Origin of the sequence: Aquirufa nivalisilvae, from assembly GCF_004307455.1 — a bacterium.
Lineage (GTDB): Bacteria > Bacteroidota > Bacteroidia > Cytophagales > Spirosomataceae > Aquirufa > Aquirufa nivalisilvae.
This window is the reverse complement of the sequence record NZ_SEWX01000001.1, coordinates 714774-740691: the sequence shown is the minus strand read 5'-3', so window position 1 is coordinate 740691 and position 25918 is coordinate 714774. Positions and strand designations below refer to the sequence as shown.

General features: G+C 37.8%; 19 protein-coding genes. 5 read left to right on the top strand and 14 right to left on the bottom strand.

The features are described 5' to 3' along the window. The 8 genes from EWU22_RS03160 to EWU22_RS03125 form a co-directional block, all read right to left on the bottom strand. On the bottom strand, window positions 1-801 hold the full coding sequence (locus EWU22_RS03160) for an SDR family oxidoreductase (protein ID WP_130924374.1): 801 nt from the start codon (window positions 799-801) through the stop codon (window positions 1-3). Beyond that, complete coding sequence (locus tag EWU22_RS03155; protein WP_130924373.1) at window positions 802-2139, bottom strand: aminotransferase class III-fold pyridoxal phosphate-dependent enzyme; 1338 nt, start codon at window positions 2137-2139, stop codon at window positions 802-804. It abuts the gene before it with no gap. Window positions 2140-2145: 6 nt separating this feature from the next. After that, window positions 2146-3051 (bottom strand): transketolase family protein, encoded by a 906-nt coding sequence (locus EWU22_RS03150; RefSeq protein ID WP_130924372.1) that lies wholly within the window; start codon window positions 3049-3051, stop codon window positions 2146-2148. 10 nt (window positions 3052-3061) lie between these two features. Then, on the bottom strand, window positions 3062-3916 hold the full coding sequence (locus EWU22_RS03145) for a transketolase (RefSeq protein WP_130924371.1): 855 nt from the start codon (window positions 3914-3916) through the stop codon (window positions 3062-3064). After that, window positions 3894-4718: a cytidylyltransferase domain-containing protein gene (locus EWU22_RS03140; RefSeq protein WP_130924370.1), complete on the bottom strand. Its 825-nt coding sequence runs from the start codon at window positions 4716-4718 to the stop codon at window positions 3894-3896. Before EWU22_RS03140 ends, EWU22_RS03145 begins: the two co-directional genes overlap by 23 nt. Beyond that, on the bottom strand, window positions 4711-5751 hold the full coding sequence (locus EWU22_RS03135; RefSeq protein ID WP_231962628.1) for a hypothetical protein: 1041 nt from the start codon (window positions 5749-5751) through the stop codon (window positions 4711-4713). Before EWU22_RS03135 ends, EWU22_RS03140 begins: the two co-directional genes overlap by 8 nt. A gap of 233 nt (window positions 5752-5984) precedes the next feature. Further along, on the bottom strand, window positions 5985-7571 hold the full coding sequence (locus EWU22_RS03130; RefSeq protein ID WP_130924369.1) for a SusD/RagB family nutrient-binding outer membrane lipoprotein: 1587 nt from the start codon (window positions 7569-7571) through the stop codon (window positions 5985-5987). A gap of 33 nt (window positions 7572-7604) precedes the next feature. After that, entirely contained in the window at window positions 7605-10841 is a 3237-nt protein-coding gene (locus EWU22_RS03125) for a SusC/RagA family TonB-linked outer membrane protein (protein ID WP_130924368.1), read from the bottom strand. 451 nt (window positions 10842-11292) lie between these two features. Between EWU22_RS03125 and EWU22_RS03120 the strand changes: the two genes are divergently transcribed. Genes EWU22_RS03120 through EWU22_RS03110 form a run of 3 tightly spaced genes read left to right on the top strand, consistent with a single transcriptional unit; the run spans window position 11293 to window position 14254 of the window. Beyond that, a complete protein-coding gene (locus EWU22_RS03120) occupies window positions 11293-12039 on the top strand; it encodes an HAD family hydrolase (RefSeq protein WP_130924367.1) in 747 nt (248 codons plus the stop codon). Further along, window positions 12026-13171, top strand: a complete 1146-nt coding sequence (locus tag EWU22_RS03115) for a TIGR03364 family FAD-dependent oxidoreductase (protein WP_109321927.1) — start codon at window positions 12026-12028, stop codon at window positions 13169-13171. Before EWU22_RS03120 ends, EWU22_RS03115 begins: the two co-directional genes overlap by 14 nt. A gap of 6 nt (window positions 13172-13177) precedes the next feature. After that, window positions 13178-14254 carry an alkaline phosphatase gene (locus EWU22_RS03110; protein WP_130924366.1) on the top strand — a complete coding sequence of 359 codons (1077 nt, stop codon included), beginning with the start codon at window positions 13178-13180 and terminating at the stop codon, window positions 14252-14254. Here the strand turns inward: EWU22_RS03110 and EWU22_RS03105 are convergent. Further along, a complete protein-coding gene (locus EWU22_RS03105; RefSeq protein WP_130924365.1) occupies window positions 14245-14685 on the bottom strand; it encodes a GNAT family N-acetyltransferase in 441 nt (146 codons plus the stop codon). The two genes, EWU22_RS03110 and EWU22_RS03105, sit on opposite strands and share 10 nt — an antisense overlap. A gap of 105 nt (window positions 14686-14790) precedes the next feature. Between EWU22_RS03105 and EWU22_RS03100 the strand changes: the two genes are divergently transcribed. Continuing rightward, entirely contained in the window at window positions 14791-15336 is a 546-nt protein-coding gene (locus EWU22_RS03100) for a phosphonate degradation HD-domain oxygenase (protein ID WP_130924364.1), read from the top strand. Then, window positions 15333-16607, top strand: a complete 1275-nt coding sequence (locus tag EWU22_RS03095; protein ID WP_130924363.1) for a DUF5690 family protein — start codon at window positions 15333-15335, stop codon at window positions 16605-16607. The genes EWU22_RS03100 and EWU22_RS03095 overlap by 4 nt, the downstream gene beginning before the upstream one ends. A 201-nt stretch (window positions 16608-16808) precedes the next feature. Here the strand turns inward: EWU22_RS03095 and EWU22_RS03090 are convergent, their stop codons facing one another. From EWU22_RS03090 to EWU22_RS03070, 5 genes are all read right to left on the bottom strand, one after another. Beyond that, on the bottom strand, window positions 16809-20018 hold the full coding sequence (locus EWU22_RS03090) for a TonB-dependent receptor (RefSeq protein WP_130924362.1): 3210 nt from the start codon (window positions 20016-20018) through the stop codon (window positions 16809-16811). Window positions 20019-20134: 116 nt separating this feature from the next. Further along, complete coding sequence (locus EWU22_RS03085; protein WP_130924361.1) at window positions 20135-20410, bottom strand: hypothetical protein; 276 nt, start codon at window positions 20408-20410, stop codon at window positions 20135-20137. Window positions 20411-20540: 130 nt separating this feature from the next. Then, window positions 20541-21086: a hypothetical protein gene (locus tag EWU22_RS03080; RefSeq protein WP_130924360.1), complete on the bottom strand. Its 546-nt coding sequence runs from the start codon at window positions 21084-21086 to the stop codon at window positions 20541-20543. A 45-nt stretch (window positions 21087-21131) separates the two neighbouring features. Further along, window positions 21132-22904: an Ig-like domain repeat protein gene (locus EWU22_RS03075; RefSeq protein WP_130924359.1), complete on the bottom strand. Its 1773-nt coding sequence runs from the start codon at window positions 22902-22904 to the stop codon at window positions 21132-21134. A gap of 34 nt (window positions 22905-22938) precedes the next feature. Next, window positions 22939-25776 (bottom strand): TonB-dependent receptor, encoded by a 2838-nt coding sequence (locus EWU22_RS03070; RefSeq protein ID WP_130924358.1) that lies wholly within the window; start codon window positions 25774-25776, stop codon window positions 22939-22941. Window positions 25777-25918: the final 142 nt, after the last annotated feature.

Here is a 25918-nt window from a genome sequence, read left to right as displayed (position 1 = left end):
TTAAATCGCTGTAAAACCACCGTCAACTACCAAATTTGCCCCTGTCATGTAGGCGGAGGCATCACTCGCTAAAAATAGTAAAGCCCCTGCATAATCTGAGGACTTGGCCATTCTTTTAAGTGGTGTTTTTTGTACGTATTGTTGAATAAAATAATCCGATTGACCATTCTCCACTCCACCAGGAGAAAGGGTATTGACACGAATTCCCTTTTCTCCCCAATATGAAGCTAAATACCGAGTAAAATTAATCACAGCTCCCTTTGTAGTAGGATATGCTGGGGTTTTATAAAACATTTGATTACCATGAGGATCTTTGTACAAACTCTGATCTGGCCCTACTAAACCATAAGTGGATGCTATATTAATGATACTTCCCCCCTTTTCTACCATCAATTGCCCCATTTTTTGAGAAACCAAAAACATTCCCAGAACGTTGACTTCCCAGGATTTTTTAAACATTGTAAGAGGATAATTTTCAAAGGAAGAGGTAGCTAAGATATTAGCCGATTCTTGAAAGTGGTCGTTAATAGCCGCATTATTCACCAATATATCCAATTTGCCAAACAAGGTCTTAACTCTAATGGCTGCTAATTGGACTGATTGTTCATAACTGATATCCATTCCTAAACCTATAGCCCCATTGGCTAATGTATTGGCAAATTCTTGGCATTCCGATTTATTCAAATCCGCCACTATGACCGTAGCTCCCGCTTGTGCCAATGCCTTGCAATGTTCTTTCCCTATTAATCCTAAAGCCCCCGTAACTAAAGCTACTTTACCATGTAAATCAAATAAGTCCATTTATTTAATTTTAGGTTTGATATTATGATCCGTAACTTTTCTAAAAACAGCTTCTAACACCTCTCCTTTTAACAATGATTTAACCGTATTAGACTCAATTGCCAATTTTAACCTAGGCAAAATCTCAGAATACGCCTCCATGGTATAGGCTAAATCTTCCTGACTATGGCTATACGACATGTTATGAAAACCGCCCCATAAAATACCTTTTTGCAGTAATTCTTGTTGCATGAATGTTTTCAAAACTAAAGAATCTTGCCCTTCAGCAGTATAAGTAAGCATGGTCCGACAAGGATATCCGACACAAGAACTGATGTGACTCATTCCCAAATCAGAGGTCAATTGATTATAAGCATTCTGGAGCCATAATCCTTTTTCCTCCAAGACTTTGGGCACTTCATGTTCTTTCATGAATGAAATAGTTGCCTTGGCAGCTGCCAACGACAAGCACTCTCCTCCAAATGTGGTATAAGAAAATACTTCTTCATCAAATAATTGCATCACATCCTTTCTTCCCGTTAAAATGGCTAATGGCATACCGTTTGCACATGCTTTAGAAAATGTAGCTAAATCAGCTTTTACCCCAAAATATTCCTGAGCTCCTCCCAATGCTATTCTAAATCCAGTCCACATCTCATCAAAGACGAGTAGAGTTCCATTAGCTCGACATAATTCGGCTAGCTCTTTCAAAAACCCTTCCTTCGGTTTTTCGAAGATAAATGGCTCTAAAATGACACACGCCACCGTTTCATCCAAAGCTTCTCGGATACTATCAATATCATTAAAACCGAAAGTAAAAGACAAATTTTTGATACTATCTGGAATACCTTTTCCTCGGGATGTAATCCCAATATACCAATCATGCCAACCATGGTAACCACAGCAAAACACTTTATCTCTACCAGTATATGCACGTGCTACACGAATAGCTGCAGAAGTAACATCCGCTCCAGTTTTACTAAATTTTACAGCCTCCGCATTAGGGATGATTCCCGATATTATTTCGGCAAGTTCAACCTCCAATGGGTGCATCAAGGAAAAAGTAATGCCGTCTTGCAATTGTTCTACGATAGCCTGATCAATTTCAGGTATACAATAGCCAATGGATAATGGGCCAATTCCCATGTTATAATCAATGAATTCATTTCCATCCACGTCCCAAACATGAGAACCCTTTCCTTTTTGAAGGTAAATGGGTGCTACACCTTTGGAGAATTGCCCCGGACCTTTGGCTAATGTCTGAGTAATGGGTTTTTGTACCTGCAATCCTCTTTGGTACCAAGATTGAGAAACAGAAATATGTGGTAAATCGGCATTAAACTTAACCATGTTTGGCATAATATCTTATTGATTTTCTTGAATTAAAGTTGAAATACGTGTAACTAAATTGGCAACGTCAAAACCTTCAAATTCTATCACATCTAGTAAACGACCTGGACGGAACCAACGAGCATCTAAGGCTATAGCCTTCACTGGAACAGACCAATGATTGGTAACTAATTGCTCCGCTACAATGCTAAATAATCCCCCAGTTAAAAAATGATCTTCTATGGCAACTATTAATTGAGTTTTACCTACTAATGCCTTTAGCATTTCCACATCAAATGGATGTAGGCTGCGAACGTTCACCAGTCCCACATCAAAGCCCGCTTCTCGCAGAGAAAGCATAGCTTGATAGCTGTTCTCAAACATAAAACCGTAGGTCAAAATGGTTGCATCCTTCCCTTCTGAAATAATCTCAGCTTTACCTAATTCGAAAATGGAATGTTTGTATTGATTGGCTGTCGTATTAATTCGGACATAACTTGGATTTTCTGTCTCCCAAATTGCGGGTAACATTTTCACCAAATCATCCTCATCAGCTGGGGCAAAAACTTCCATGCCAGGTATACCTCTCATAATGGCAATATCTTCAACGGCCTGGTGTGTTGGCCCATTCCCATCTGACAAAAATCCAGGAATAAAACTGCTCATTTTAACAGGGAAATGGGGGATTCCAATTGAAGTGCGCGTAAATTCAAATGCCCGCATGGTTAGAAATGCCGCCAAAGCATGTACTATAGGTTTTCTTCCACGCAAAGCTAAACCAGCCGCTGCACCCATCATGGTTTGCTCAGTAATTCCTGTATCAATAAATCGATCTCCCAAGACTTTTGGCAAGTTTCTAACCAAGGCCCTGTTTTCTGCCGTCATGACGACATATTGCTGATCATTGATGGCTATTTCTTGTAATAATTGTTCGTACGTCATGATGCTCTAATTATCTAGCTACAATGGTTTGAGATGTAATATCTGCCTGCTTAATTTGATGTAATTCATCCATTAATTCTCCTATTTCTTGGGAGTTAAAGTTGCAAAACCAACGGTCTGCTCTAGCTTCAATAGATGGAAGTCCTTTACCCCGAATTGTATCACAAATAATAATGGAGGGCCCTTGGTTGGATTCCAATTGAGAAAAGGTTTCATCTAATTGGTCAAAGTCATGCCCATTGATTCGATAAGTATGTAAACCAAATGCTCTGCATTTATCATGAAGAGGTTCTAAGGGAATCAACTCTTCCGTGGCCATATTAGCTTGGAAGTGATTTCTATCTACAACAAAAATCAAATTGGATAATTGTTTAGCATGGGCTACTAAAAATGCTTCCCAACATGAGCCTTCATTTAATTCGCCATCACCCAGAATGCATACCACGCGGTTATTTCCTTTTCTTATACGAATCTCCAATGCTACACCAATAGCTACAGCAGGAAGTTGTCCTAATGAACCTGCATGAAATTCAACACCTGGAATATGTCGATTGGGATGCCAATAAATATGGTCATCAACAGATAAATGATTTTTCAATCTTTCAGGAGCTAGCCATCCTAATTCCACAAAAACACCATATAAAGCAGGCACATCATGCCCTTTTGATAAAAACAAATAGTCTCTGCTTTCATCCGACAAATGTTCTCCGTCTATTTTTAAAAAAGAGTTATAGAGATAGGTTAATATATCAACTGCCGACAAAGACGCACCTAAAAAGCATCCACCTTCAGTGGCTAATGGCACAATTCGCTCTCTTACTTGTAAAGCAAAGCTTTCAAGCTTAATTCGTTTTTCTGTATTCATGGTTCATGTTAGTTTGTTCAGCTCCAATCGTCATTAATTCATGTAAATGATTTCTATACCAATTCACCCCAGCATAGGACGAATTAATCTGGTAAATTTCTGGATGCGCTTGTAATAAGGATAGAATATCCTCTAAGCTAAAAAGTGGGTTGATCGAATATAAATGTTGGTAAACTTGATCTATAAATGCTAAATCTTCTGGGTAATCCATCGTAAATCGATGACTCATATCATACTTTAAACCGCTTTCCCACACCCAATTCCCTAGTTGAAACAGCTCTGGATTTTCCCAAAAATAAGGCGTTGTATGTTCCCTTTCTAGCGGTCGTTTTGCTTCTTTCCAAGCTTTTTCCAAAGCAGAAAAAGTCATTATCTCTACATCATTCCCATCAGGATATGAGGCAGGGTGCAAATTGCTGATATAATCAAATGCTCCTTCCAGCTGATAACAATAATCCAATATCTGATCGATAATCCTTGGGTCAATTAGGGGGCAATCCGATGGAATTTTAACCACCCAATCAGCTTGATATACTTTAGCTGCTTGATAGTGTCTGTCTAATAAATCACATAAAGATCCCCTAAAAACTGGGAAACCATGCTTTTCTGACTCGTAAACAATGGCATTATCGGCTTCTTCTTGAGAAGTAATCACCACAATCTCAGCCTGGGTCCGAATTCCTTGTATACGCTCAAGTTGATGTATCAAGATAGATTTGCCCATCACAGGTTGTAAGACCTTATTGGGGAATCGACTTGAACCTGTTCTAGCTTGCACTAAAATCAGAATTTTACTATTCATAGCCTTTAACACATTTTTCAGCCCATGGAGTATTTTCAGCTAAATACTCATCCCCTTTACCCGAATATTCGATATAACCCTTACAAATATTGGCTATCATTTCAGCAGAAATACCTTCATTTTGAATCGGCATTAATTGGTTCAATTCATCGATATTGAAATAGGAATGAACTTTTTTTCCTAGGGCAATTCCTGTATAAACCACAGTAGAATATTGTGTAATTAATTCCGAGCAATTGGCAATCATTTCATTGGTGGGACCATCTGTGAAAATCAAGGTGTTTTCTGGACAAATCCGTTTTATTTCTTCCATGGCCCTACGCTTATTTTCGTTGGGATGTAGTTTAAACAGCAATCTTTTATCTCCCGCTATTTCAACACATCTCCTCAAAAACTTCATACGATTCTCCAAACGAAATGTTTCCCTTATGTCGGATGTTGCCACCATGACGTAATCACTGTAAGGAAAATCATTATCGAGATGTAATTTCAAATGATCGTAATTGGGAATTCCTGTAACCACTACTTTATTCAAGTCTGTTCCCTTTTCAGTAATGTAGCTTTTATACCCTTCAGATGCCGTACAATAGATATCACATAAATTTGATGTTCCATTTAAAGAGGTTCCCATGGTCCAATACCTAGGTAATTTTAACTTCTGAATTAGGCTGCTCAAAGGGGTAAATGGGTCAATCATTCCCTCTTGAACCCATATTGTTTTAATGCCTGAAAACTTCTTAGGAAACAATAAATCTGAACAAAAAACTATTAAATCATAGGAATGCTTATTGGCTTTATCATCGATATTCAAGCCATAAGCCAACAAATAATTTTCTGCGATTCTTTTCAAGGGACGTCCCATAATGGTTCCATTCAGAATCCCCCATTTAATAGCATAGGATATGAATGGATCATCACTGAAAAACTGACTAAAGTAGCAATCGTATTCGCTCAGATACATAGAAATTTTATGCATCTGAATCGTTTGATTCATAGAACCCGTTAAAAACAATATCTTCTTTCTATTAGCCATGTATAACCTAACTGTAAAGTAAATTTAGGTTGCTAACTTGGTTATTTTCAGGCCCAAAAATGATTTAATAATTATGTAATATTTTAAAAAACCTTCATTAACATTCGACAAAAAAAAAGGACAAAATCCACTATTTGCTTAACATTAATTAAACCTTACCGTAATTTGAAAAAACAAAAAAGCCAGGCAATACCTGGCTTTTTTAATAACTTATTTCTCATTTTAACCATTAACTATTTGATCAACCACATTTGGTCATTAATATCATCAGTTCCATTAAACTGGCTTTGAATAGCAGCTTTATAATTCGTTGCATTCGTAGTTCTTTCTGTTGTTGGATAGATCCATCTAACGGCTATACGACTTGAGTTACCATTCCCAACTCCTACATCAAACTTAGGGAAACCTGTTCTTCTCCAATTGAAATAGGCCTCCATACCTGAGTTCATAAAGAAGGCGGCATATTTCTGAGTGACTATTTGCTGAATCGCTTTAGAAGCATCATATTTTACACTAGCTTGTGCATAATAATCAGCAAAAGAAAAGTCAATAGTATAATTCACTTGATCTGCAGCAGCCATAGAACCTGTCTTAGAATAAGTCATGGTATTCACTCCATCTTTAATGCCATAAAATGCTTGAGAGGCTTGAATTCCTTTCTTATACCAATCTTCCGCTGAACCTGTAGCCCATCCCCTAGCAATACCCTCAGCAATGTTGAAACATAACTCAGGATATCCTGCAATGAACGTATTTTCTGCCGTATAGTTCTTGTAATAGCGATTTCTGTTTTGGAATGAGTATTTACCTGGAGCAAATCCCGCACCATTATTTATACCTGCTTTGTCTGACATATCCGCCAAATCTTCTGCCGAACTTGCGCCTAAGAATGCCGAATAATCCGAAGGTTGTTTTCCTGATTTTAATTCAAAACCAGCCGGTTCACAAGTTACCATCACACGTGGATCCTTTAAATTGGCAAGCAAATTAACGTATGCTGCTGCCATATTTTGGCGCGTAGCATCAAAACCAAAGTTGTCAGGATTAGATGGATACTTGTTGAAATTATTCCACTTAAATTCCAAATTATCAGCCATAGAAGACATCAATGGATACTTCGTTGGATTACTGATCATTTCAGCAAATTTGGTCTTTACTCCTAAATCAGCATCGGTATCTTTCTTAGATAAGGTTAACAATACACGCAAACGATATGCATTAACTGCCTTTTGCCACTTCTTCAAATCTCCATTGTAATAGATATCTCCAGAAACAGTTTCTCCCTTAGCAATCAAACTGGTTAAATCGGTATTGGCATCATCCAACCATTTTAATATTTGAATATAAATAGCCTTTTGGCTATCATATTTTGGGGAAATACCATCAATACCATTCAACGCTTCTGTTAAAGGTAAATCACCTACACGTTTCGACATTTGATCGTAGAAATACGCTCTAAAGAACTTCCCTAAAGCAGCGTATCCATTCACATCTGCCAATCCAGCACGTTTAGCTTCTTCCTCCATTTTCAACACATTTTTTAGCGTTGTAAACTGATTAGGCATCTGGCCAAATGTGTATTCATTGTTTGCATAATAATTATAGTTTGAACAATAAAATTGGTTCCAGCGCATCTCAGCACTAAATGGGCGACCATTATCATTGAACATACTATAGGCAACTCCTTGGAAAACCAAAGATGCAGGTACATGTACAGGTCGGTTGGAATCAACTTCCAACTGATCAAAAGGCTTTTCACAGCTGCTCAAAGTGACCATCAAAAGGCCAAAAAGAGCTATGATATATTTATTCATTTTCATATGCTTTATCATTTAAATCGATAATTCGATGGATTAAAAAGTAATGTTAAAATTCACACCGTAGCGACGAACCGAAGGAGTTTGTGGACCAGATTCATTTCCAAATACATATTGATTTAGGTCAATGTCTGTTTTCTCCGCGAAATAAAATAAGTTACGACCTACCAAAGAAACATTGGCTTGATGTACAAATTTACCGAACCACGCTGAAGGCAAATTGAAGGTTAAATTCACTTCACGTAACATGCTAAATGTTCTACTCATTAAGTTTCCTTCATCTGAATTGTAATATCTAGAAACATAATCTTGAACAAATTGCTTCGTTGTATTGGGAGTGTATTGCAAAGCAGAATAGTTGGTAATTTTACCATCAACATCATAAGCAATTGCTACTCCATTACTCACTTGAACGCCTTCTCCAACAAATGCCTTCACGCCAGCAAAATCCTGTGGACGAGCCTCTGCAAATATGCCGGTAGTCGTTCCAATATGACGACCTCCGCGGTATGTCTGCTTTTGTGTATAGTTTGAAATTACTCCACCGACACGACCATCAAATTGGAAGCTCAAACTCACGTTTTTATACGTAAACTTGTTGTTGATACCATAAACAAAATCCGAGTTCGTATTTCCTAAATATTGAGCTACTGGATTGTAGATTGGTCGACCTGAAGCATCATTGATAATTTTACCATCTGGAGTACGAACAAAAGCACGACCGTACATTTTATCCAAACGATCTCCCACTTTCAAGAACGTATTTAAGCTATTAACACCTGGATAAATCTCATTCAATGTCTCCACATAGGAACCGTAATTAGCTAAAACATCCCAAGTAAATCCGCTTTCTGTCTTAATTGGAGTACCTGTAAGCGAAATATCGAAACCATTTTTTTCTGTTTTGATTCCATTCACTAAAGCCGAACTATATCCTGAGGTAGTAGAAATTGGTAAGGAGAAAATAGAAGGACCATCTAATGAATTCCAATAAGTAACATCCAAACCTAAACGATTTTTGATAATACGTAAATCCATACCAAATTCTTTTTGGGTAGTAGAACTTGGATTTAAGTTCGGATTATTCAAGGTATTCGTGTAAGAAGCCGCAGTTTGGTTATTATACAATGGGAAGGTGGAATACACCGCTGCATTTGTATAAGCTGGTCCATCATATGGTGCTTGGTATTGATCTCCATATCCAATTGGATTACCACTTCCTACAGATGGAGTAGTGCCGATTGTAGATGCTGTCAAACCATCTTTTACATTCGCATAAGAAGCTCTAAATTTCAAGAATGAAATCACTTCTGGAAGCTTAATATAATCTGATAAAACTGTAGCAGCAGAAACAGATGGATAGAAGAATGCATTATTCCCAGTAGGTAGAGTTGACAATTTATCTAAACGACCTGTGGTAGAAACAGTAATGAAGTTCTTGTATGAAAAGTCAGCTGAATAATAGGCTGATAACACGCGCATTTCAGAACCAAAGTTAAATACTTTCACCGGGTTAGATGAGTTAGCGAAGTTGTATAGTCCAGGCACGTTCAAATAATCCGTTGTACCGTACATCGACTTATACTGAAATGTTCTCATACTACCACCAGCGGTGATTTTTGTATTCAAACCTCTCGTAATATCCTTGTCGTAAGACACCAATAATTCCGTATTGTTTTCAAACAATGAACGACGATCTTCACGGTAATCACCACGACGCTCATCACGTCCATATGAACCTGCTGAATAAGGGAATTTCTCTGTTCTTACCATATCCCAAGTCGTTACTTGCGTACGTCCCAATACTTCTAATCCATCAGCTAATTGGTAGCGTAATGCTGCTTGACCTACGATATCATTTTTGTAATGTCCACGTAACCACTCATATGACATGAAATAAGGGTTATTGTAACGCTGATATTCCGCATAAATTTGTTGAATACCCTCTTTACCTTTTTGCCAATAATTACGCATATCATCCACGTTCCAGTCAGCACCTGCCCAATACACCATGTTGTAAATGATGGAGTTCGGACCATAGTTCACATCGGGAATGTTTGGTGTATACTGACGGTTATATTGCAAATTCGACTCAAATTTCAATTTGTCAGAAAACTTGTAATCGGCAACAATATTGAAATTGGTAATATTCATTTTGGTATTTGGAACAATACCTTTTTGATAAATATGAGAGGTTGAAAAACGCAAGTTATATTTCTCTCCTGTTGCAGAAACGGAAACGTTATTCGTAGATAAAATACCTGTTTCTAAAAAACGTTTCAAGTTATCTTTACCGCGGTTTATCCAAGGAGTCCCCGCACGAACACCCGTGATTGGATCTACTGGTGAATCATATTGAGGGATTAATTGTCCATTGAATTTTGGGCCCCAACCACCATCATAATCTCCATCATTTAATCCACCACCTTTACCATCACCAAAAGCATATCGACCGTGATCACCAGGGCCATATTCATCCTGAACAACAGGAATAGCATAAAATCCATTCTCCATCATGGTAGATGAATTTGCCTCAACAGAGAATCCTCTTTTGTCTTTTGACCCACGCTTGGTAGTAATTAAGATTGCTCCATTCTTTCCACGAAAACCATATAATGCAGAAGCTGAAGCTCCTTTCAAAACCGAATACGTTTCAATATCATCTGGAGAGATATTCCAGGTATCTGAGTTAATTGGAACCCCATCTACAACGTATAAAACAGTAGAATTACCACGTAATGAAATAGTAGGTTTTCTTAAAAGCTCTGGTTGTGCACCAATCGTTAAACCTGCAACCTTACCAGCTAAGGCATTGATAGCATTGGGCTCACGAGCTTTCACTACAGCAGCTCCGTCTAAAGACTGAATAGAAACACCAATTTTTCTGATTTCTTTCTTGATACCTAAGGCCGTAACTACTACTTCTTGAAGTTGCTTTTCATCTCCTACTAAAATAATGGTAAGTTCCGATTGAGCTCCCACTGCCACTTCTTGCTTTTTGAAACCAATCATGGAAACTTGTAAAACTGCATTGGGATTAACGGCTAAAGTAAAACGTCCGTCAGCATTGGTATTCGTTCCCAAATTTGTTCCTTTGATTTGGATGGAAACTCCGGGTATCCCAGAATTATCCTCTTTGGATATTACGCGTCCAGTAATGCTTCTAGATTGGCCCATTGCCAAAATAGCCGTCAATTGAAAAAAGACCAACATAAGCCACATCGACTTATGTGCGATCTTTCTTCGAGACAATTTTTGTAAAAAGTTCTTCATAAAGATTTTTGTTTTTAAAGAATGTTAAATTGTGACGAAGAGATTAGGTGCAAAAACAGCTTACTCAACTTGAACATTGTTTTTCAAAAACTTGCCTGATAAGCCCCAAAGGGCCATTAATTAGACTGATAGATAAAAATCATCCACAATAGAAATTCTAAACATGGAATAATGGTCAAGGATGAGGATTGCTCTCTGAATTCCAACCTCTTAAATTTTCCACAAAAGTATTCCTATCAGGTAAGCTAACTGTGTGTCTTAGAACAAGAAATTATTAAGAAAAAAAGTGAATTGTTAAGGAATCATTGACAATTGATTAAGGCAGTATTAAGACGACAAGAAGTGCCAAATGAACTTGAAATAATACCAATTCAATCTTTACAATTATTTCACATCCAACTAATCGATTGATAATTTAAAAACAGGAAATTCGTGTTCAATCTACTTATACATGTCCTCACAAAATATCCAATTGGTCATACTAGATATGGCTGGAACTACCATCTTAGATGAACACGAAGTAGAACACTGCTTTAAATTAGCCGCACAAAAAAATGGATTGAATTCCAGCGATGACCGAATATTAGCTTTACAAGGTTATGCCAAGCTCTACGTGTTTCAAACACTTTGGGCAGAACAACTGGGAGAAGGTGACCCTACGATAAATCAAAAAGCCAAAACTTCATACGAAGATTTTACCCAAATTTTAGAACAGCATTACTTAAACCATGAGGTAAAACCTACGGAAGGTTGTTTGGAATTATTCGACTACTTACACCAACATGGTATATACATAGCACTCACGACAGGCTTTTACCGAAAAGTGGCAAATATCATATTGGATAAAATAGGTTGGGGAAAAAGTCTCAATCAGAACTACATGAATATCCAAAACAAGTCTGGCATACACCTTTCCGTTTGTCCAGATGAAGTCCAAGGAGCAGGTAGACCCTCTCCGAGCATGATAGAATTAGCCATGCTTCGATTTGGCATATCAGATAAAAGCAAAGTCATTAATGTAGGCGATACCCCAGTAGATCTAGCCTTTGGTAAAAATGCAGGTGTTCGTCTGGCATTGGGCGTTTGCAACGGAACCCATACTAGAGAGCAATTAGCTGGTCATCCAAATGATGGCTTACTGAATAATATAGCTGAATTAATTCCCATCATTGAAAAACTAAATCATGAGAAAATATGATTTAATCATCGTAGGCGCAGGAATCATTGGGACTTTTTGTGCCTATCATGCGTTAAAAAGAGGAAAAACCGTACTCTTATTAGAAAAAGATTCCCTGCCATTTGAAGCCAGTTTTCGGAATTTTGGTCAAGCTGTCCCTTCAGGTCAATCCCTCCCATTATGGTTTGAATACGGTCGCAAATCCTTGAAGATCTATAAGGATTTACAAGAAAACACGGACATTTCTTTGGTAAAAAATGGATCTTGGTACTATGCTTCCGACGACCAAGAAATGACTCTTTTAGAAGAAATCCATCAACTTTTTACAGAGAGAAATTATACCAATAAGCTTTACACAGCTCAAGAATGTTTGGATATTAATCCTTCCTTAAAAAAGGATTATGTAAAAGGCGGGCTCTTTTTCCCAGAAGAGGCATCCTTGAATCCTTTGGTTATGGTACACCGAGTGCGAGAATTTCTTATTCAATACATGGGCTTACATTACCAACCTTTGTGTTCTGTTATATCCATAGAAAAAAAGCGAGGTATTGCTAAAATTCATAGTGCTCATGGACAAGCATTTTGGTCCGATAAAGTCATCTTAGCAAGTGGCAGAGATACTCAATTTTTATTCCCAGACTTATTTGCTCAGGCTGACTTAAAAATCAGTAAGCTTCAAATGATGCGACTAATCCCACAAAAGCGAGCCTTTAAATCCAATATTTTGACAGGCTTAACGATTCGGCGGTATGAAAGCTTTCATTCATGTCCTTCTTTTCACAAATTAGAAACAAGTGCAGAACAGAAGCTTTTGCAAGAACATGGTATTCATATTTTATTCAAACAGGCGGATGATGGGTCAATTATCTTAGGAGATTCGCACTCCTATGTTCCGGCACATCATCAAGCCAATTTTGGATTTGAAATTTCCACTGAAATCAATGAAATGATGCTGAATGAAGCCAAGAGAATTCTTCATGTAGAAAGCTGGGATGTTGAATCTACCTGGGCCGGATATTATTTACAAGCCAACAAATCAGATATCTTTACTAAAACGTTGGATGATGTCATTCATGTAATCAATGGAATTGGTGGCAAAGGCATGACGACAAGTCCCGGATTTACAGCAGAATACATTCAAAAACTTTATTAAACCTCTATGAAAAAAGTCGTTCCCTTCATTTTATTTTCCTTACTTACTTTAACTGCTTTTGGGCAAAACTCTAAAAAAAACACCCCTAAAAACATTATTTTTTTAATTGGCGATGGCATGGGTGTTAGTCAAATTTATGCTGGACTTACTGCCAATAAAGGACATTTAGCTTTAGAGAGAATTCGCCACATTGGCTTTCATAAAAATCAATCATCCGATAACTATGTAACGGATTCAGCAGCGGGTGCCACCGCCTTTTCAATAGGCAAAAAAACGTATAACGGAGCTATTGGGGTAGATGCTACACAAACGCCACATGTAACATTATTGGAGTTGGCAGAGAAAAAAGGACTAGCTACCGGTTTAGTTAGTACAGCTGACATCACCGATGCCACTCCTGCGGCATTCATTGCCCATCAAATCAAACGTAATATGCACGATGAAATTGCCAAGGATTTCCTTAAAACCGACGTAGATATTGTTGTGGGAGGAGGGAGAAAAAGCTTTGACCAGCGTAAAGATGGACAGAATATTTTGGATTCACTGAAAGCAAAAAAGTATCAAGTGGTGGAATCCTTAGCAGAAATGAATGCCATTAAACAGGGTAAATTTGTTTACTTATATGCTCCTGGCGACCCGAAAAAATTCTCTGAAGGGAGAGGAGAAGTCTTATTAGATGCCTCAAAAAAATCATTAGAATTGCTTTCCAAAAACCCAAAAGGATTTTTTGTGATGATTGAAGGAGGACAAATTGATTGGGGTGGACATGCCAATGATGCAAATTACGCAGCTACTGAAATGGTGGATTTCAATAAAAGTATAGCAGCTGCCTTAGATTTTGCTGAAAAAGACAAAGAAACATTGGTGGTTATTACTGCTGATCATGAAACAGGAGGCATGGGATTATTGGGAGGAGACATGACAACAGGAGAAATCAAAGCCTCTTTTATTACCAAAGGACATACGGGACAAATGGTTCCTGTATTTGCATTTGGACCTGGTTCAGAGGCTTTTCAAGGAATATATCAAAACACAGCCATTTTTGATAAAATGAAAGCTGCACTTCGACTATCTCAAAAATAGATTGTAAACTTTTCATGTGAATTAGTAAAGCCCATTGCTTCATAAAAAGCATGGGCTTCTTTTCTTCGTTTATTCGACGTCACTTCAATCGACTTCACGTCCTTTTCTTTCAGCTCAGCTCGGAGTATTTCTATTAACTTCCTTCCTAATCCATTTCCTTGGCAAGCGGCAGTGACAATCAATTCTTGAATTTCATACACCATTCCTTCATGGTGTAATAGGTTTTGACCGATGACACTCAAAAAACCAACTAGTTGATTTTCTTGGCTTTCAACAACCCAAACAAACGTATGTGCATGACCAAGGTACTCATTCCAGATTTGATGGAAAACCCTTGGATCAGATGTCCTATTTTCGAGCTCATCCACTAATTGTAGGACAGCATTTTCATCTTCTAATTTAGCTTGTCTAATGGAGAAACTTGGGTTCATTTTACGGATATATTATGGCAATATGAAATCTATTTTAAATCGCTTCTAGGGTATTTTTTACGCTTTTCAATGGGCTTAAATTACATAAAATACTTGAAATAGCAGATGAAAGAGATTACTCAAAAAGTCCAAATCATGTTTGCCGAATTGGGGAATTCTCAATATGGTGGCGAAGCAGTAAGCCAATTAGAGCATGCCTTACAATGTGCCCAATTAGCTACAGATGAAGGCGCCTCCTCAGAGCTGATTGTGGCTAGTTTATTACACGACGTTGGGCATCTATTGCATGCACTCCCAGATGATGCCCCAGAAAATGGTATTGATGATATGCATGAAAATCTTGCTAAGGATTTTCTGAGTCGATATTTCCAAGATGAAGTAACGGAACCCATTTACTTACACGTAAATGCCAAACGATATTTATGCACTCGAGAAGCAGGATATCAGGCATTGCTTAGTGAACCTTCCTTACTGAGCTTGCAGTTACAAGGCGGCCCAATGAGCGAGCAGGAATGTTTGGGATTTGAACAAAACCCTCATTTTCATTCAGCCATACAGTTGAGAAAATACGATGATGCAGCTAAGATACCAGATCTACAAGTACTTCCTCTAACACATTACCTGAAATTGATCGAAGCCATTGCCTTATGATCATTCACTCCCCAACTAGGCCAGGTAAAACACCTTCCTATACCCATTGGTTTGCCCATCCTATTTGGTCCATGTTGGCCGCATTTGGTTGTTACTTTTGTGTATATGGATTTAGAAAGCCCTTTACAGCTGGCCTTTATGAAGGACAGTCTTGGCTAGGTATACCCTGGAAATCGGTATTGATATCTTCCCAAATAGCTGGATATATGCTGTCCAAATGTGGTGGTATATTTTTTGTTTCTTCTATCACTTGGTCAAAGAGGATTCAAGCTATTTTGTGGAGTGTCTTTATAGCCGAAATTGCCCTATTGGGATTCGGATTGGCCCCCAAACCATGGAGTATGCTTTTCTTGATTATGAATGGTCTCCCATTGGGGATGATATTTGGCTATATTCAAGGATTTTTGGAAGGGAAAAAGAACACTGAATTATTCATTGCCAGCTTAGGAGCTAGTTTTATTTTAGCAGACGGAGTTTCAAAATCAGTGGGGAAATTACTACTTAATTCAGGCATAGCTGAAACCTGGATGCCATTTACAGCAGGCTTACTATTTAGCTTACCATTTCTCTTCTTTGTGTGGATGCTTCAACAAATCCCTAAACCTACGAAAGAGGACATTGCCGAACGTTCTGAAAGAGCGCCCATGACTTCCCAAGATAGAAATCGATTAATTAAATCATTGGGGCCAGGAATACTGGGAATTAGTCTTTTGTACCTATTTGCGTCTTTGTTAAGAGGAATTCGGTCCGACTTTGCACCAGAAATCTGGGAATACCTTGGTTTTCATGGATTACCCTCCATTTTTACACAAACCGAAATATGGGTTACCATAGGTATATTATTGATTAATGGCAGTTTGGTATTCATCAAAAACAATATCCATGCCTTCTATATGAGTTTAGGAATCATTTTTATGGGATTTCTTTTACTCATCTTGTGTGGTACAATTGGCCTTCATTACTTGTCAAGCTTTTGGTTAGTAGTTCTTACAGGATTTGGCATTTATTTACCTTATTTAACCATCACTACCTCCATATTTGAACGAATGCTGGCGATAAGCAAGCATAAGGCCAATATTGGCTTTCTAATGTACATTGTAGACTCCACTGGATATGTCGGTTACAATTTGCTTCTATGGTGCAGTGGATTCATTTTCCCACATTGGAATTTAGCCCATCTATTTTTTGAATGGATTAACCTACTGGGAATCGCAGGAATGGGTATAGCTCTTTTCAGTACCTTCTATTTTACCAAGAAATTGATACAATAGTACTCCAGGAAAAACGTTCAGTCTGCGCCAGCTGCGCAACGCTGGCAAGGTTCCAAACCTTGACAGCGTTAGAAAGCGCAGGCGTTTTTCATTAACAATAAACTGATACAATAAGCATCATACCAACACCTTAAAAACAGTAGCGCTGTCAAGATTTAAAACCTGACAGCGCTACAACATTCATTTCTTCCGTTTTTCCTTTTAAAAAGTATATCTAGCTCCTAATTGCATTTGCCATCTAGATCCCATTTGATCTACTGAATAAGGATTAGTTGGGGCGATGAACTTATAGGTAGGATCAGAAGCTGTTCCAGAATTCACACGATTTAAACCTAAGCTAGCCGTTGAATTAAATGTGTTAGGAGAAAAATAAATTCTACCCCAATTACTATTCAACAAATTTGTCGCGTTTAAAATATCTAATGATACTTGAAACTCATGGCCATTTCCTACTTTAATCGAGTGATTCAATTTTAAATCCAAGGTCGTATTCCATGGTGTTCTACCACCATTTCTTTCCGTGAAATCACCTTTACGAGTACTTAAATATTCATCTGAATTCACAAAATCCATAAAGGCTTTCGCTTGAACTGCCGCCGTACCTAATTTAGCGTCGTCCACAAAATACTTAGCTGCTTCCTGCTCATCTTTGAATACATAGGCAAGACCTGCTGCCTGAGGTGTATTTGCAATCGTACTATTTACAAAACCCCAAGTAAATGGTGCCCCTGATTGTGCACTAAATACCCCTGATAACGTAGTTGCACTTCCGTTTTTCCAAGATTTAGTATAGGCAAATGAGGAAATAATACGATGGCGAATATCAAAATTGGAATATGCCAATTTAGGGCTATTCGGAGACAATGATTGATTCAACTGCCAGTTAGATTCCATCGAATTTCGAATTCCATTCGTTAGGTCAAAACTCTGTCCATAAGTATATGCCACCATGAAATTAAATCCAGCTGCATAATTTTTACTTATTTGAGCCGTCAAACTATATCGGTGTCCTTCAGAAGTATTGGATAATTCGTAAGCATTAGAAAAGGCTGAATTCAATTTTTGACCCGTTGCTCCACCTGATAAATAAATAGGCATTTGCTTTAATTGGTCATAGCTATAATACTTGACAGAATCTTTTAAATTCACTTGCTGAAATTTCAAATCTGAAATCGTTTTGGTATAAATACCTTCCAAAGTAAACTTATAACCATTGATGGTGCGGTCCACCGCAAAACTACTTCTCCAAACCTGCGGCATTTTGAAATTGTTCGCCATGGCATCTACTTGAGTCAAGCTAGCCTGTCCGTTCGCAAATGCAAAGTTCTTTGCCCCATCTTTTAATACATCTCCCTTATTTTTACCGGCAACATTATTAACATCAAATGCTCCAAAACCTACACCATCATTGTAGAATGCATAGCCTAACCATGCAAATGGAATTCTACCTGTAAAAATACCTGTACCTCCACGAAACACTAAACTGCGATCTCCTAAAGCATCATAATTAAATCCTAAACGTGGAGAAAATAATACTTGACCAAAAATGGAATTTGATATTTGATTCAATGAAGTTGCTGAACTAAATGTTGTTCCTGCATTTGGATCAACTTGTGTCATCGCCGTTTTAGGACTTAGCGTAGGCGAATCTGTACTAGCAAGGTCAAAACGAATACCAGGTGATAATTTCAGTTTACTTGTTACCTGAATTTCATCTTGAGCATAAACACTGTATAGGCCTACATTAAATGTTGCATAAGGATTATTAAATATTGCATCACGATCATTATTCGTAAAACTATATGAACCACGTACACGATTCACATTGGCTGCTAAAAAGTCGGCCACACTTTTGTAAGAAACTCGTCCATTCCAAGAATTGACAAACCCGTAATTGATGGTATACAACTCATTGTGTGTTCCTACTAAAAACGTATGATTTCCCTTAAACCAAGTAAAGTTATCCGTAATTTCAAATGTCTTTTGCTTCATATTAAAGACAGTTGCCTCACGCTCATTACCTAAGAAAATGGTTCCTCCATTAGCTGCAATCTCTACCTGTGGAAATGCAGGGTTGGAACTCATAGGTTCACGATAATCACGAATATCTGAATAACCCAAAATAAAGCTATTCGATGCACTGCCAAAATGGCTCTTCAATTCAGCTACAGTTGAATTTGTTTTATTCACTTGACGGAAATCCATAGATCCAAAACGGAAATTAGCTGCATCTCGCTCTAAGTTTGTTGCCTCTGAGGCCACATAACTATTACGGATCGACAATTGATGTTTGTCTGAAATATTCCAATCAAATCGATTGAATAACTTATTACTCATTGATTGAATAGAATAAGCACCAAATGCACCTGGATCAAAATTATAGTTAGATTTTAAGAAATTACTAATGTTGGAAGCCGTATTAGCATCAATGATGGTTCCTGGATCCCCTGCTGCATAAAATAGAGGTTCATTTCTACGCGTAATTTCTTCGTTGGTAAACCAAAACAACTTATTCTTTATCAAGGGTAAACCTAAACGGAAACCTGTTTGATAGTCAGAATAGTCACTAGACATCTTAGACCCATCACCCGCATTGTTGGGACCTGTCATAACAGAATTTCTTCCGTAAGCATAGACTGACCCTTTTACTTGATTAGTTCCTGTTCTTGTTACTGCATTAATGGACCCTCCCGTAAAATTTCCAATTTTAACATCGTAAGGAGCTACATAAACCTGAACATCTTGAATGGCATCTAATGAAATAGGATTCGTTCTTGTACTTGAGCCAGGCATCCCAGAAGTTCCAGATTGCCCACCTAATGAAGGACTAAAACCGATGGCATCATTGTTGATTGTTCCATCCACCGTTACGTTATTGTAACGAAAGTTAGTTCCTGCAAATGAGTTACTAGAAGAACCCTGTGGGGTAAGTTTGGTCATATCAGTCAAACTACGATTCAGGGTAGGAACAGCTTTAATGGTTGACTCATTCAACTGAGTAATAGCTCCAGACTTTGTACCCCCTTTATCTGCTTTCACCACGACTTCGGTTAAAGTAGTTGTTTCTTCACTGATGACCACATTCACTGAAGGATTGGATCCAAGAGTCAAATTAATATTCTCTGCTCTAAATGTCTGATATCCTACGAAGGAAACAGTTAAGGTATATGGCCCTCCTGGATTCATATTGGCTAATAGAAAATTGCCATCCACTTGAGTTGCTACTCCATAGCGCGTCCCGGTAGGTACATGAACTAATTGTACACTTGCCCCAGGAATTTCCTCTCCTTTAGCGTCTTTTACCTTTCCATTTAAAGAGGAAGTGGTAATCTGAGCATTGGATTGGAAAAATACAATTGAAAATAATACTACGAGAAACAAAAATCCCGCCTTAGAAATCCTTACTGTCATTATATTGGTTTTTGATGCCGCAAAGGTAGTATTAACGGTAGCCTAGGTATGTAAAGAAATTGTTAACAAGTGTTTACGCAATTGTTAACCTATTGATTTATCGCAAAAAAATGCAATTAATTATTTATTAAACCTTGTTGAATCCACAAACGAATCACTTCAACTTCACAAGATTTTAACTGCCCACCTTTGGGCATGTGGGGTAATGAACCTGCATAATGGGTCGTTATAACATCCATCATTTCTCCTAAGCGACAAGATTCTGAAATCTGCTGATAGTTTTCAATGACCACACCATCAAAATGATTGACTGCATCATGACAACTAAGGCAGTTGGATTGAATGATAGGAAATACGTCTCTTGAATAAGAGATACTTTTCAAATTTTGCACGTTGCAATCTACCTTGGACGTATTTAATGGATTCTGATCGTAGGTACAAGAAATGGAAATCAAAAAAATAATAAGAAATGTCGAGAGGAAGCCCCTCGACATTTGCCGTATTACACCAATATAATATTGTTTAAAACTTTCCATTTGGGATGACCCATCTATTCAAGTGCTCATTGTATTTTAAGGAGCTATCTGGCCATTCAACATAGTCTTTCATGGCCAAATACTCATTTAAATTCCCATTGGTAACATATTCTCTAAAAAGAAACTCTCCCCTTTCTTTAACCACATCTTCCTTTAAATGGGGTGTATTAACTTCTTCTTTAAAACTTAGTATTTTCCCAGATTTTTCATCTAATAGGAAACTCCCAATCACTCCTCTACGGTATTGTAATAGATTAGCCACGGGACGAATCATGAAATAGAAATACTTCCCTTCTTTATTCTTAACCAATTTTACCAATTGGTAATTGGCTAAACTCTTGGCGTACTCCGACTTAAATTCTGGATTTAACCTTGTGCTATCCGTAGCCTGAGAGGCATTTGGACCTATATAAGCTATCATTTGAACTACCAAAGAATCTTGTTTAGCAGTATCAAAATAATATGACGGTGAATCACTTGATTGACAAGCATTCAACAAAACTAGTAGAATGAGTATGGTGTAATATTTCATAAAAAAAAGGAGCTAGCTATTCACTAGCTCCTAGTTACATTTTCCTTATTTAACGTAAACCACAGATTGTGGAGCAAATTCTGACCAACCTAAAGTCCAGTCTGTTGACTTAAATGCACCTACATAATCGGTGGCATCAAAAAACGCAGGAAGATCAGATTTCAATTTTGGACCGATTAAAGATTCATCAGTACCAGTAGCCAAAGTAAGCGTTGGACGTCCTGCAGACCATAAAGTAGTAGAAAGACCCATTTTCGCATTAGTTGCTAAAATCTTATTTCCTACTAATGACTTAAACCAATCTTCCGGAGTTTTGTCTCCAATCAAAATAGCAGCACCGTTAGTACCTGAAGCCATGTTTTCAAAACCTGGAACAGCAACACCCATGGGTCTAACATTGACAGACCAGCCTAAACCAAATCCACCTGGACCCCAACCTTCAACACCAGCAAGAATAACATTTTGGAAATCAATTTCTCCATTAGCCGCATTCACCTTAGCACTACCACGTTGGCTATCGATATAAACACCGTAAGGATATCCAGTAATAACAGTATTATAGATTTTTTGCTTTGCGTTACGACGAATTTGTGCTCCATGCTGAAATAATGGATCGATAGCAATATTAACTGCTCCTTTTGCACCAATGATGGACATATTAGCAAAAACGGCCGAAGTAAATGGAGTGTTACCTGAACCATTTGCATCATTATCACACTCAAAACCATTAGATCCTGATTGATCCGCAATTGCAGAACCACGAATACCTAAACCATATTGTACATATCCTGAGAATCCATTATCTGTATCAAAGTCATCATCCAATCCTTTGTAAGCAATTAAGTGCTTCGCATTAACGGTACCACCAAACCACTCAAATGAGTCATCTAATCCAAAAGATGCTTGTACATAGTCAATAACTGTTCCCGAACCTACTGAACCTAAGGTTAAAGAGTTAACTTCTTGATTAGGGTTAATTGGAATTCCAGCAAACTCCAAACGAACGTATTTCAAGATTCCTGAATTATCAGCTGCATCTGTTCCACCATGGAAAGCACCGTAACCACCTTCTAACTGACGGTTAGACGCATCATTTGGTAAGTTATTAGGAGCTTGGCCACAAAGTACTAAACCACCCCAATCTCCTGCCTCACGCTCTCCTGGATTACGCTCAGATGTAAATACAATAGGTTTATCTGCTGTACCTTCTGCTATAATTTTGCTTCCACGTTGTACAATCAAAGCTCCTTTGGAAGCACGCTCACCTATGATGGTAGTTCCTGCTTGAATCGTTAAAACTCCTTTTTTAGTGATCGTTCCAAATACCGCCTCTTCACCTACACGAACAAATCCTTTTAATTTGTAAATTTTATCTGCAGTCCAAGTGATGTTACCTTCTAGAACACCTGAAACTTCAACAACTGTCTTGGGAGGTATAGCAGTAACATTCACCGTCATTGGAGTCAAGCTTGAAACTTGATTTTTTGAATCCGTTACTTGAATGGAGAAAGTAACAACAGAGCCAGCTGTTCCATCAATCACATAATCCTTAGCATACTCCGCAGTCTTTTCTCCGGTAAATGTTTTTGAATCAAAAGCTTGACCATTCTTTAAAACCGTAATTGACTTTAATCCTGCCGGTGCACTGATGGATGCTTTCACAGATACCGTAGCACCTGGAATACCTGATAAAGTTCCTGCCGGAGTTACCGTAGGAATAGGAAATATTTCCTCGTCTTTCTGACATGCAGAAAATCCAAGCATTACTACTGCCATGACAGTTAATAATCTTAACATGTTGTTGGTAAACTTTTTCATTAGTGTTATAATTAATTTGATTGTTAAAAGCTTTTTAAAATCCAAAAGGGGTATAAATGATTCCTACAGAATAAACTCTTCCGGGTGTAAATGATTGAATAATTTGATCCTTGGAAGCATCAAATGACCCATCCAAGTTTCCGTCTTGTAAGACAATATTTTTGTTGTTCAATACATCACTAATTCCTCCTTTGACTAACACATTCTTGGCTACTCGCTGTGAGAATGTAAAATCCACCACATGACGAGGCATTTCATACCAATCCGGATAATTATATCCATAGTTATTTCCTACGGCATAAATTCTTTTACCGATGACATTGTAGGATAAATTCAACTGCAAGCCTTTCTTCGAATCAGTATAGTTATATCCCGCATTTAAGATGTATGGGCTTTGACCTTGTAGTGGACGATTATCCGATTGATTGGCACTCGCCTTTGAACCAAGACTAACCTTGCTTAAAATATAGGCTCCGTTAAATACAACACTTGATTTCCCCAAAAAACTATTCGGGTTTTCGGCAGATAAATTCTTTCTGATTTCAGCTTCCAAACCTGCACTGTATGCACTTTCCGCATTTTCAAAATCTAAATTGGGATTTGAACCAGAAGCAAAAACAACTTCAATAGGATTGGTGAACTGTTTATAGAATAAAGCAATGCTTAGTACCTCCGATGGAGTAGGGTATCTTTCAAAACGGAAGTCAAAATTCTGAATGGACGCATTCTTTAATCTCGGATTACCAGAAATGTTACGATTATTTACAAAATCATAAAAGGAGAAAGGTGCTACTTCACGGAATTCCGGGCGATTAATGGTTTTTCCATATGCCAATCGTAGTAAGGACTTCTCATTAAAGTTGTAAGACAAGTTAAATGATGGCAATATATTTAAAACCGTATTATCGTATTTCAAGGGTAGACCTACCAAATCATACGAGTTTAATCGCTGACTGTTATTTTCAGCTCTTACTCCTGCTACCAAATTAAACTTAGAACCTATCGCATAACCTCCTTGTACATAGGCTGCAAACAAATCATTGGTTGCCTGATAAGAGTCATTGGGATTTGTTTGCTCATCTAATTTTACTCCATTGGTTGAGTTGATATTGGCTTCGGCAAAAATCTGATCGATCGGTAATTGTCCAATATTGAATAGAGAACTATTGGCCCTTACATAACCTAAATTTCGGGCACTGAAATCACGTTTTTTAGACTCGACATAAATACCTGATTTAAGCTCCAATTCTTTCCCCTTAGCTCCATCTTGACCCGCACTAACAATGAATTTTTGTGTAAAATTGATTCCCCCAGTCAGAGCATTCTCTTTTAATATAATATTCGTTCTACCTAAGTTAAAAGTCTGGGCAGCCCCAGAAGGAACATATAAGGATTTGTTCGCCCCATCCAACGTATACCTAAAACGCTTATAATCAGGCTGATCTCTAAATGATGTATTATATCCAATTACCCAGTCTAACTTGGTATTACCGTCATTCCAATCATGCTTTCCTCCCAATTGTCCTGTATAAATACCTCTATATACTTGATCAAAAGATTGAATATCCCAATTAGATCCATTGTCTATACCTATCCGATCTACAAATTGAGCATTACTTAATTGATTGAATAAGTTCTTGAATTCTAAACTATGGTGATCTGACAAACGAAATGCCCAGTTGTGCAATACGCCGAATCGGATAGCCGATGAATATTGCTTATCATTAAAATTAAATACGTAATCAGGCTCCCCTGTTGTTGCAATGGTACTATATCCAAAATCATTTCTAACCATTTGGTAGATGGTTTTGGAACTGGAATAGTTGACCGCAGTGATATTACCCACTTTAATATTCCCCAAATCAAATTTCAATCCACTGGATAATGAAAAGCGTAAATCTGGATTGGCCGTTGAATTAACAGGAACCCAATTATTTTTCAATAATCGTCCAATCTGTGACAATCGTTCACCTGATGCTTGAAGCAATTCTTGCTTTGAAGCAGGAAATCCAGCTGGCAAATCATTATATCCTTGATTAAAACCTGTCCAATAATTACTTCCCTGAGTAGGTGCACGGAAAGCCTGGCCTGTTGTCCCATCTCGGAAAGAATTACTAAAATCAACTGTCAAGAAGTTTTTTTCTGGAATACTCTTTGTGAAAATCTTTACTACTCCACCAGCAAATTCCCCTGGCAACTCCGCTGCTGGACTTTTAAATACCAATATTCGATCAATTTGCCCTGCAGGAATAATGTCAAAAGAAAATGAGCGTACATCTGTCTCCATGGATGGAGCAAATGTGTTATTCAATTGAACCGTATTATAACGCTCATTTAACCCTCGGATGTTGATGAATCTATCTCCGAAAATAGTAACCCCTGGAACTCGCTTAACTACTTCAGCGGCAGTTCGATCTAAAGTCTTCGTGATTTGAGCAGCAGAAATACCACTTACTACGAGTTGAGCTGCCTTGATTTCCGAAATAACTGATACTTCTGTATTAGTTAACCTCTGGGCGACCACCTTTACCTCAGCCAGGGTAGACGATTCCTCTTCTATACTTAAGTTAAGCTCCGTAATTTGACCCGACTTAACTTGAACATTTTCGTAAACTTTAGATTTATATCCTACAAATGAGATTTTGATGGTGTGATCTCCCGCAGGAACATTACTAATGGAAAAGAAACCATTCACATCCGTAGCAGCTCCTTTCGATAAACCCGTGATGAAAACGGTAGCGCCAATGATATCTTCTTTCGTCTTAGCATCCTTAATGGTACCTCTAATAGTGCCCGATCCTTGAGCTAATACGGTAAATCCAAAAAATAAATTGATGAATAATAGATTGGTGTATTTAATGAATGAATTCATGATAGCATTAATACTGGTGATTATTTAACGCTACAAAATTACCCAGTCTCTACCCCCTGAAAGTTATCGTTGAATTACCACTCTGTTGCGAAATCGTTAAATAAGGTCGCCCCTACATAATGATTCCTTAACATGGCTATTC

What these genes read in the sequence shown, in the direction of transcription:
- EWU22_RS03160 (WP_130924374.1), bottom strand. Translation starts at nt 801, where the DNA reads ATGGACTTATTTGATTTACATGGTAAAGTAGCTTTAGTTACGGGGGCT.
- EWU22_RS03155 (WP_130924373.1), bottom strand. Translation starts at nt 2,139, where the DNA reads ATGCCAAACATGGTTAAGTTTAATGCCGATTTACCACATATTTCTGTT.
- EWU22_RS03150 (WP_130924372.1), bottom strand. Translation starts at nt 3,051, where the DNA reads ATGACGTACGAACAATTATTACAAGAAATAGCCATCAATGATCAGCAA.
- EWU22_RS03145 (WP_130924371.1), bottom strand. Translation starts at nt 3,916, where the DNA reads ATGAATACAGAAAAACGAATTAAGCTTGAAAGCTTTGCTTTACAAGTA.
- EWU22_RS03140 (WP_130924370.1), bottom strand. Translation starts at nt 4,718, where the DNA reads ATGAATAGTAAAATTCTGATTTTAGTGCAAGCTAGAACAGGTTCAAGT.
- EWU22_RS03135 (WP_231962628.1), bottom strand. Translation starts at nt 5,751, where the DNA reads ATGGCTAATAGAAAGAAGATATTGTTTTTAACGGGTTCTATGAATCAA.
- EWU22_RS03130 (WP_130924369.1), bottom strand. Translation starts at nt 7,571, where the DNA reads ATGAAAATGAATAAATATATCATAGCTCTTTTTGGCCTTTTGATGGTC.
- EWU22_RS03125 (WP_130924368.1), bottom strand. Translation starts at nt 10,841, where the DNA reads ATGAAGAACTTTTTACAAAAATTGTCTCGAAGAAAGATCGCACATAAG.
- EWU22_RS03120 (WP_130924367.1), top strand. Translation starts at nt 11,293, where the DNA reads ATGTCCTCACAAAATATCCAATTGGTCATACTAGATATGGCTGGAACT.
- EWU22_RS03115 (WP_109321927.1), top strand. Translation starts at nt 12,026, where the DNA reads ATGAGAAAATATGATTTAATCATCGTAGGCGCAGGAATCATTGGGACT.
- EWU22_RS03110 (WP_130924366.1), top strand. Translation starts at nt 13,178, where the DNA reads ATGAAAAAAGTCGTTCCCTTCATTTTATTTTCCTTACTTACTTTAACT.
- EWU22_RS03105 (WP_130924365.1), bottom strand. Translation starts at nt 14,685, where the DNA reads ATGAACCCAAGTTTCTCCATTAGACAAGCTAAATTAGAAGATGAAAAT.
- EWU22_RS03100 (WP_130924364.1), top strand. Translation starts at nt 14,791, where the DNA reads ATGAAAGAGATTACTCAAAAAGTCCAAATCATGTTTGCCGAATTGGGG.
- EWU22_RS03095 (WP_130924363.1), top strand. Translation starts at nt 15,333, where the DNA reads ATGATCATTCACTCCCCAACTAGGCCAGGTAAAACACCTTCCTATACC.
- EWU22_RS03090 (WP_130924362.1), bottom strand. Translation starts at nt 20,018, where the DNA reads ATGACAGTAAGGATTTCTAAGGCGGGATTTTTGTTTCTCGTAGTATTA.
- EWU22_RS03080 (WP_130924360.1), bottom strand. Translation starts at nt 21,086, where the DNA reads ATGAAATATTACACCATACTCATTCTACTAGTTTTGTTGAATGCTTGT.
- EWU22_RS03075 (WP_130924359.1), bottom strand. Translation starts at nt 22,904, where the DNA reads ATGAAAAAGTTTACCAACAACATGTTAAGATTATTAACTGTCATGGCA.
- EWU22_RS03070 (WP_130924358.1), bottom strand. Translation starts at nt 25,776, where the DNA reads ATGAATTCATTCATTAAATACACCAATCTATTATTCATCAATTTATTT.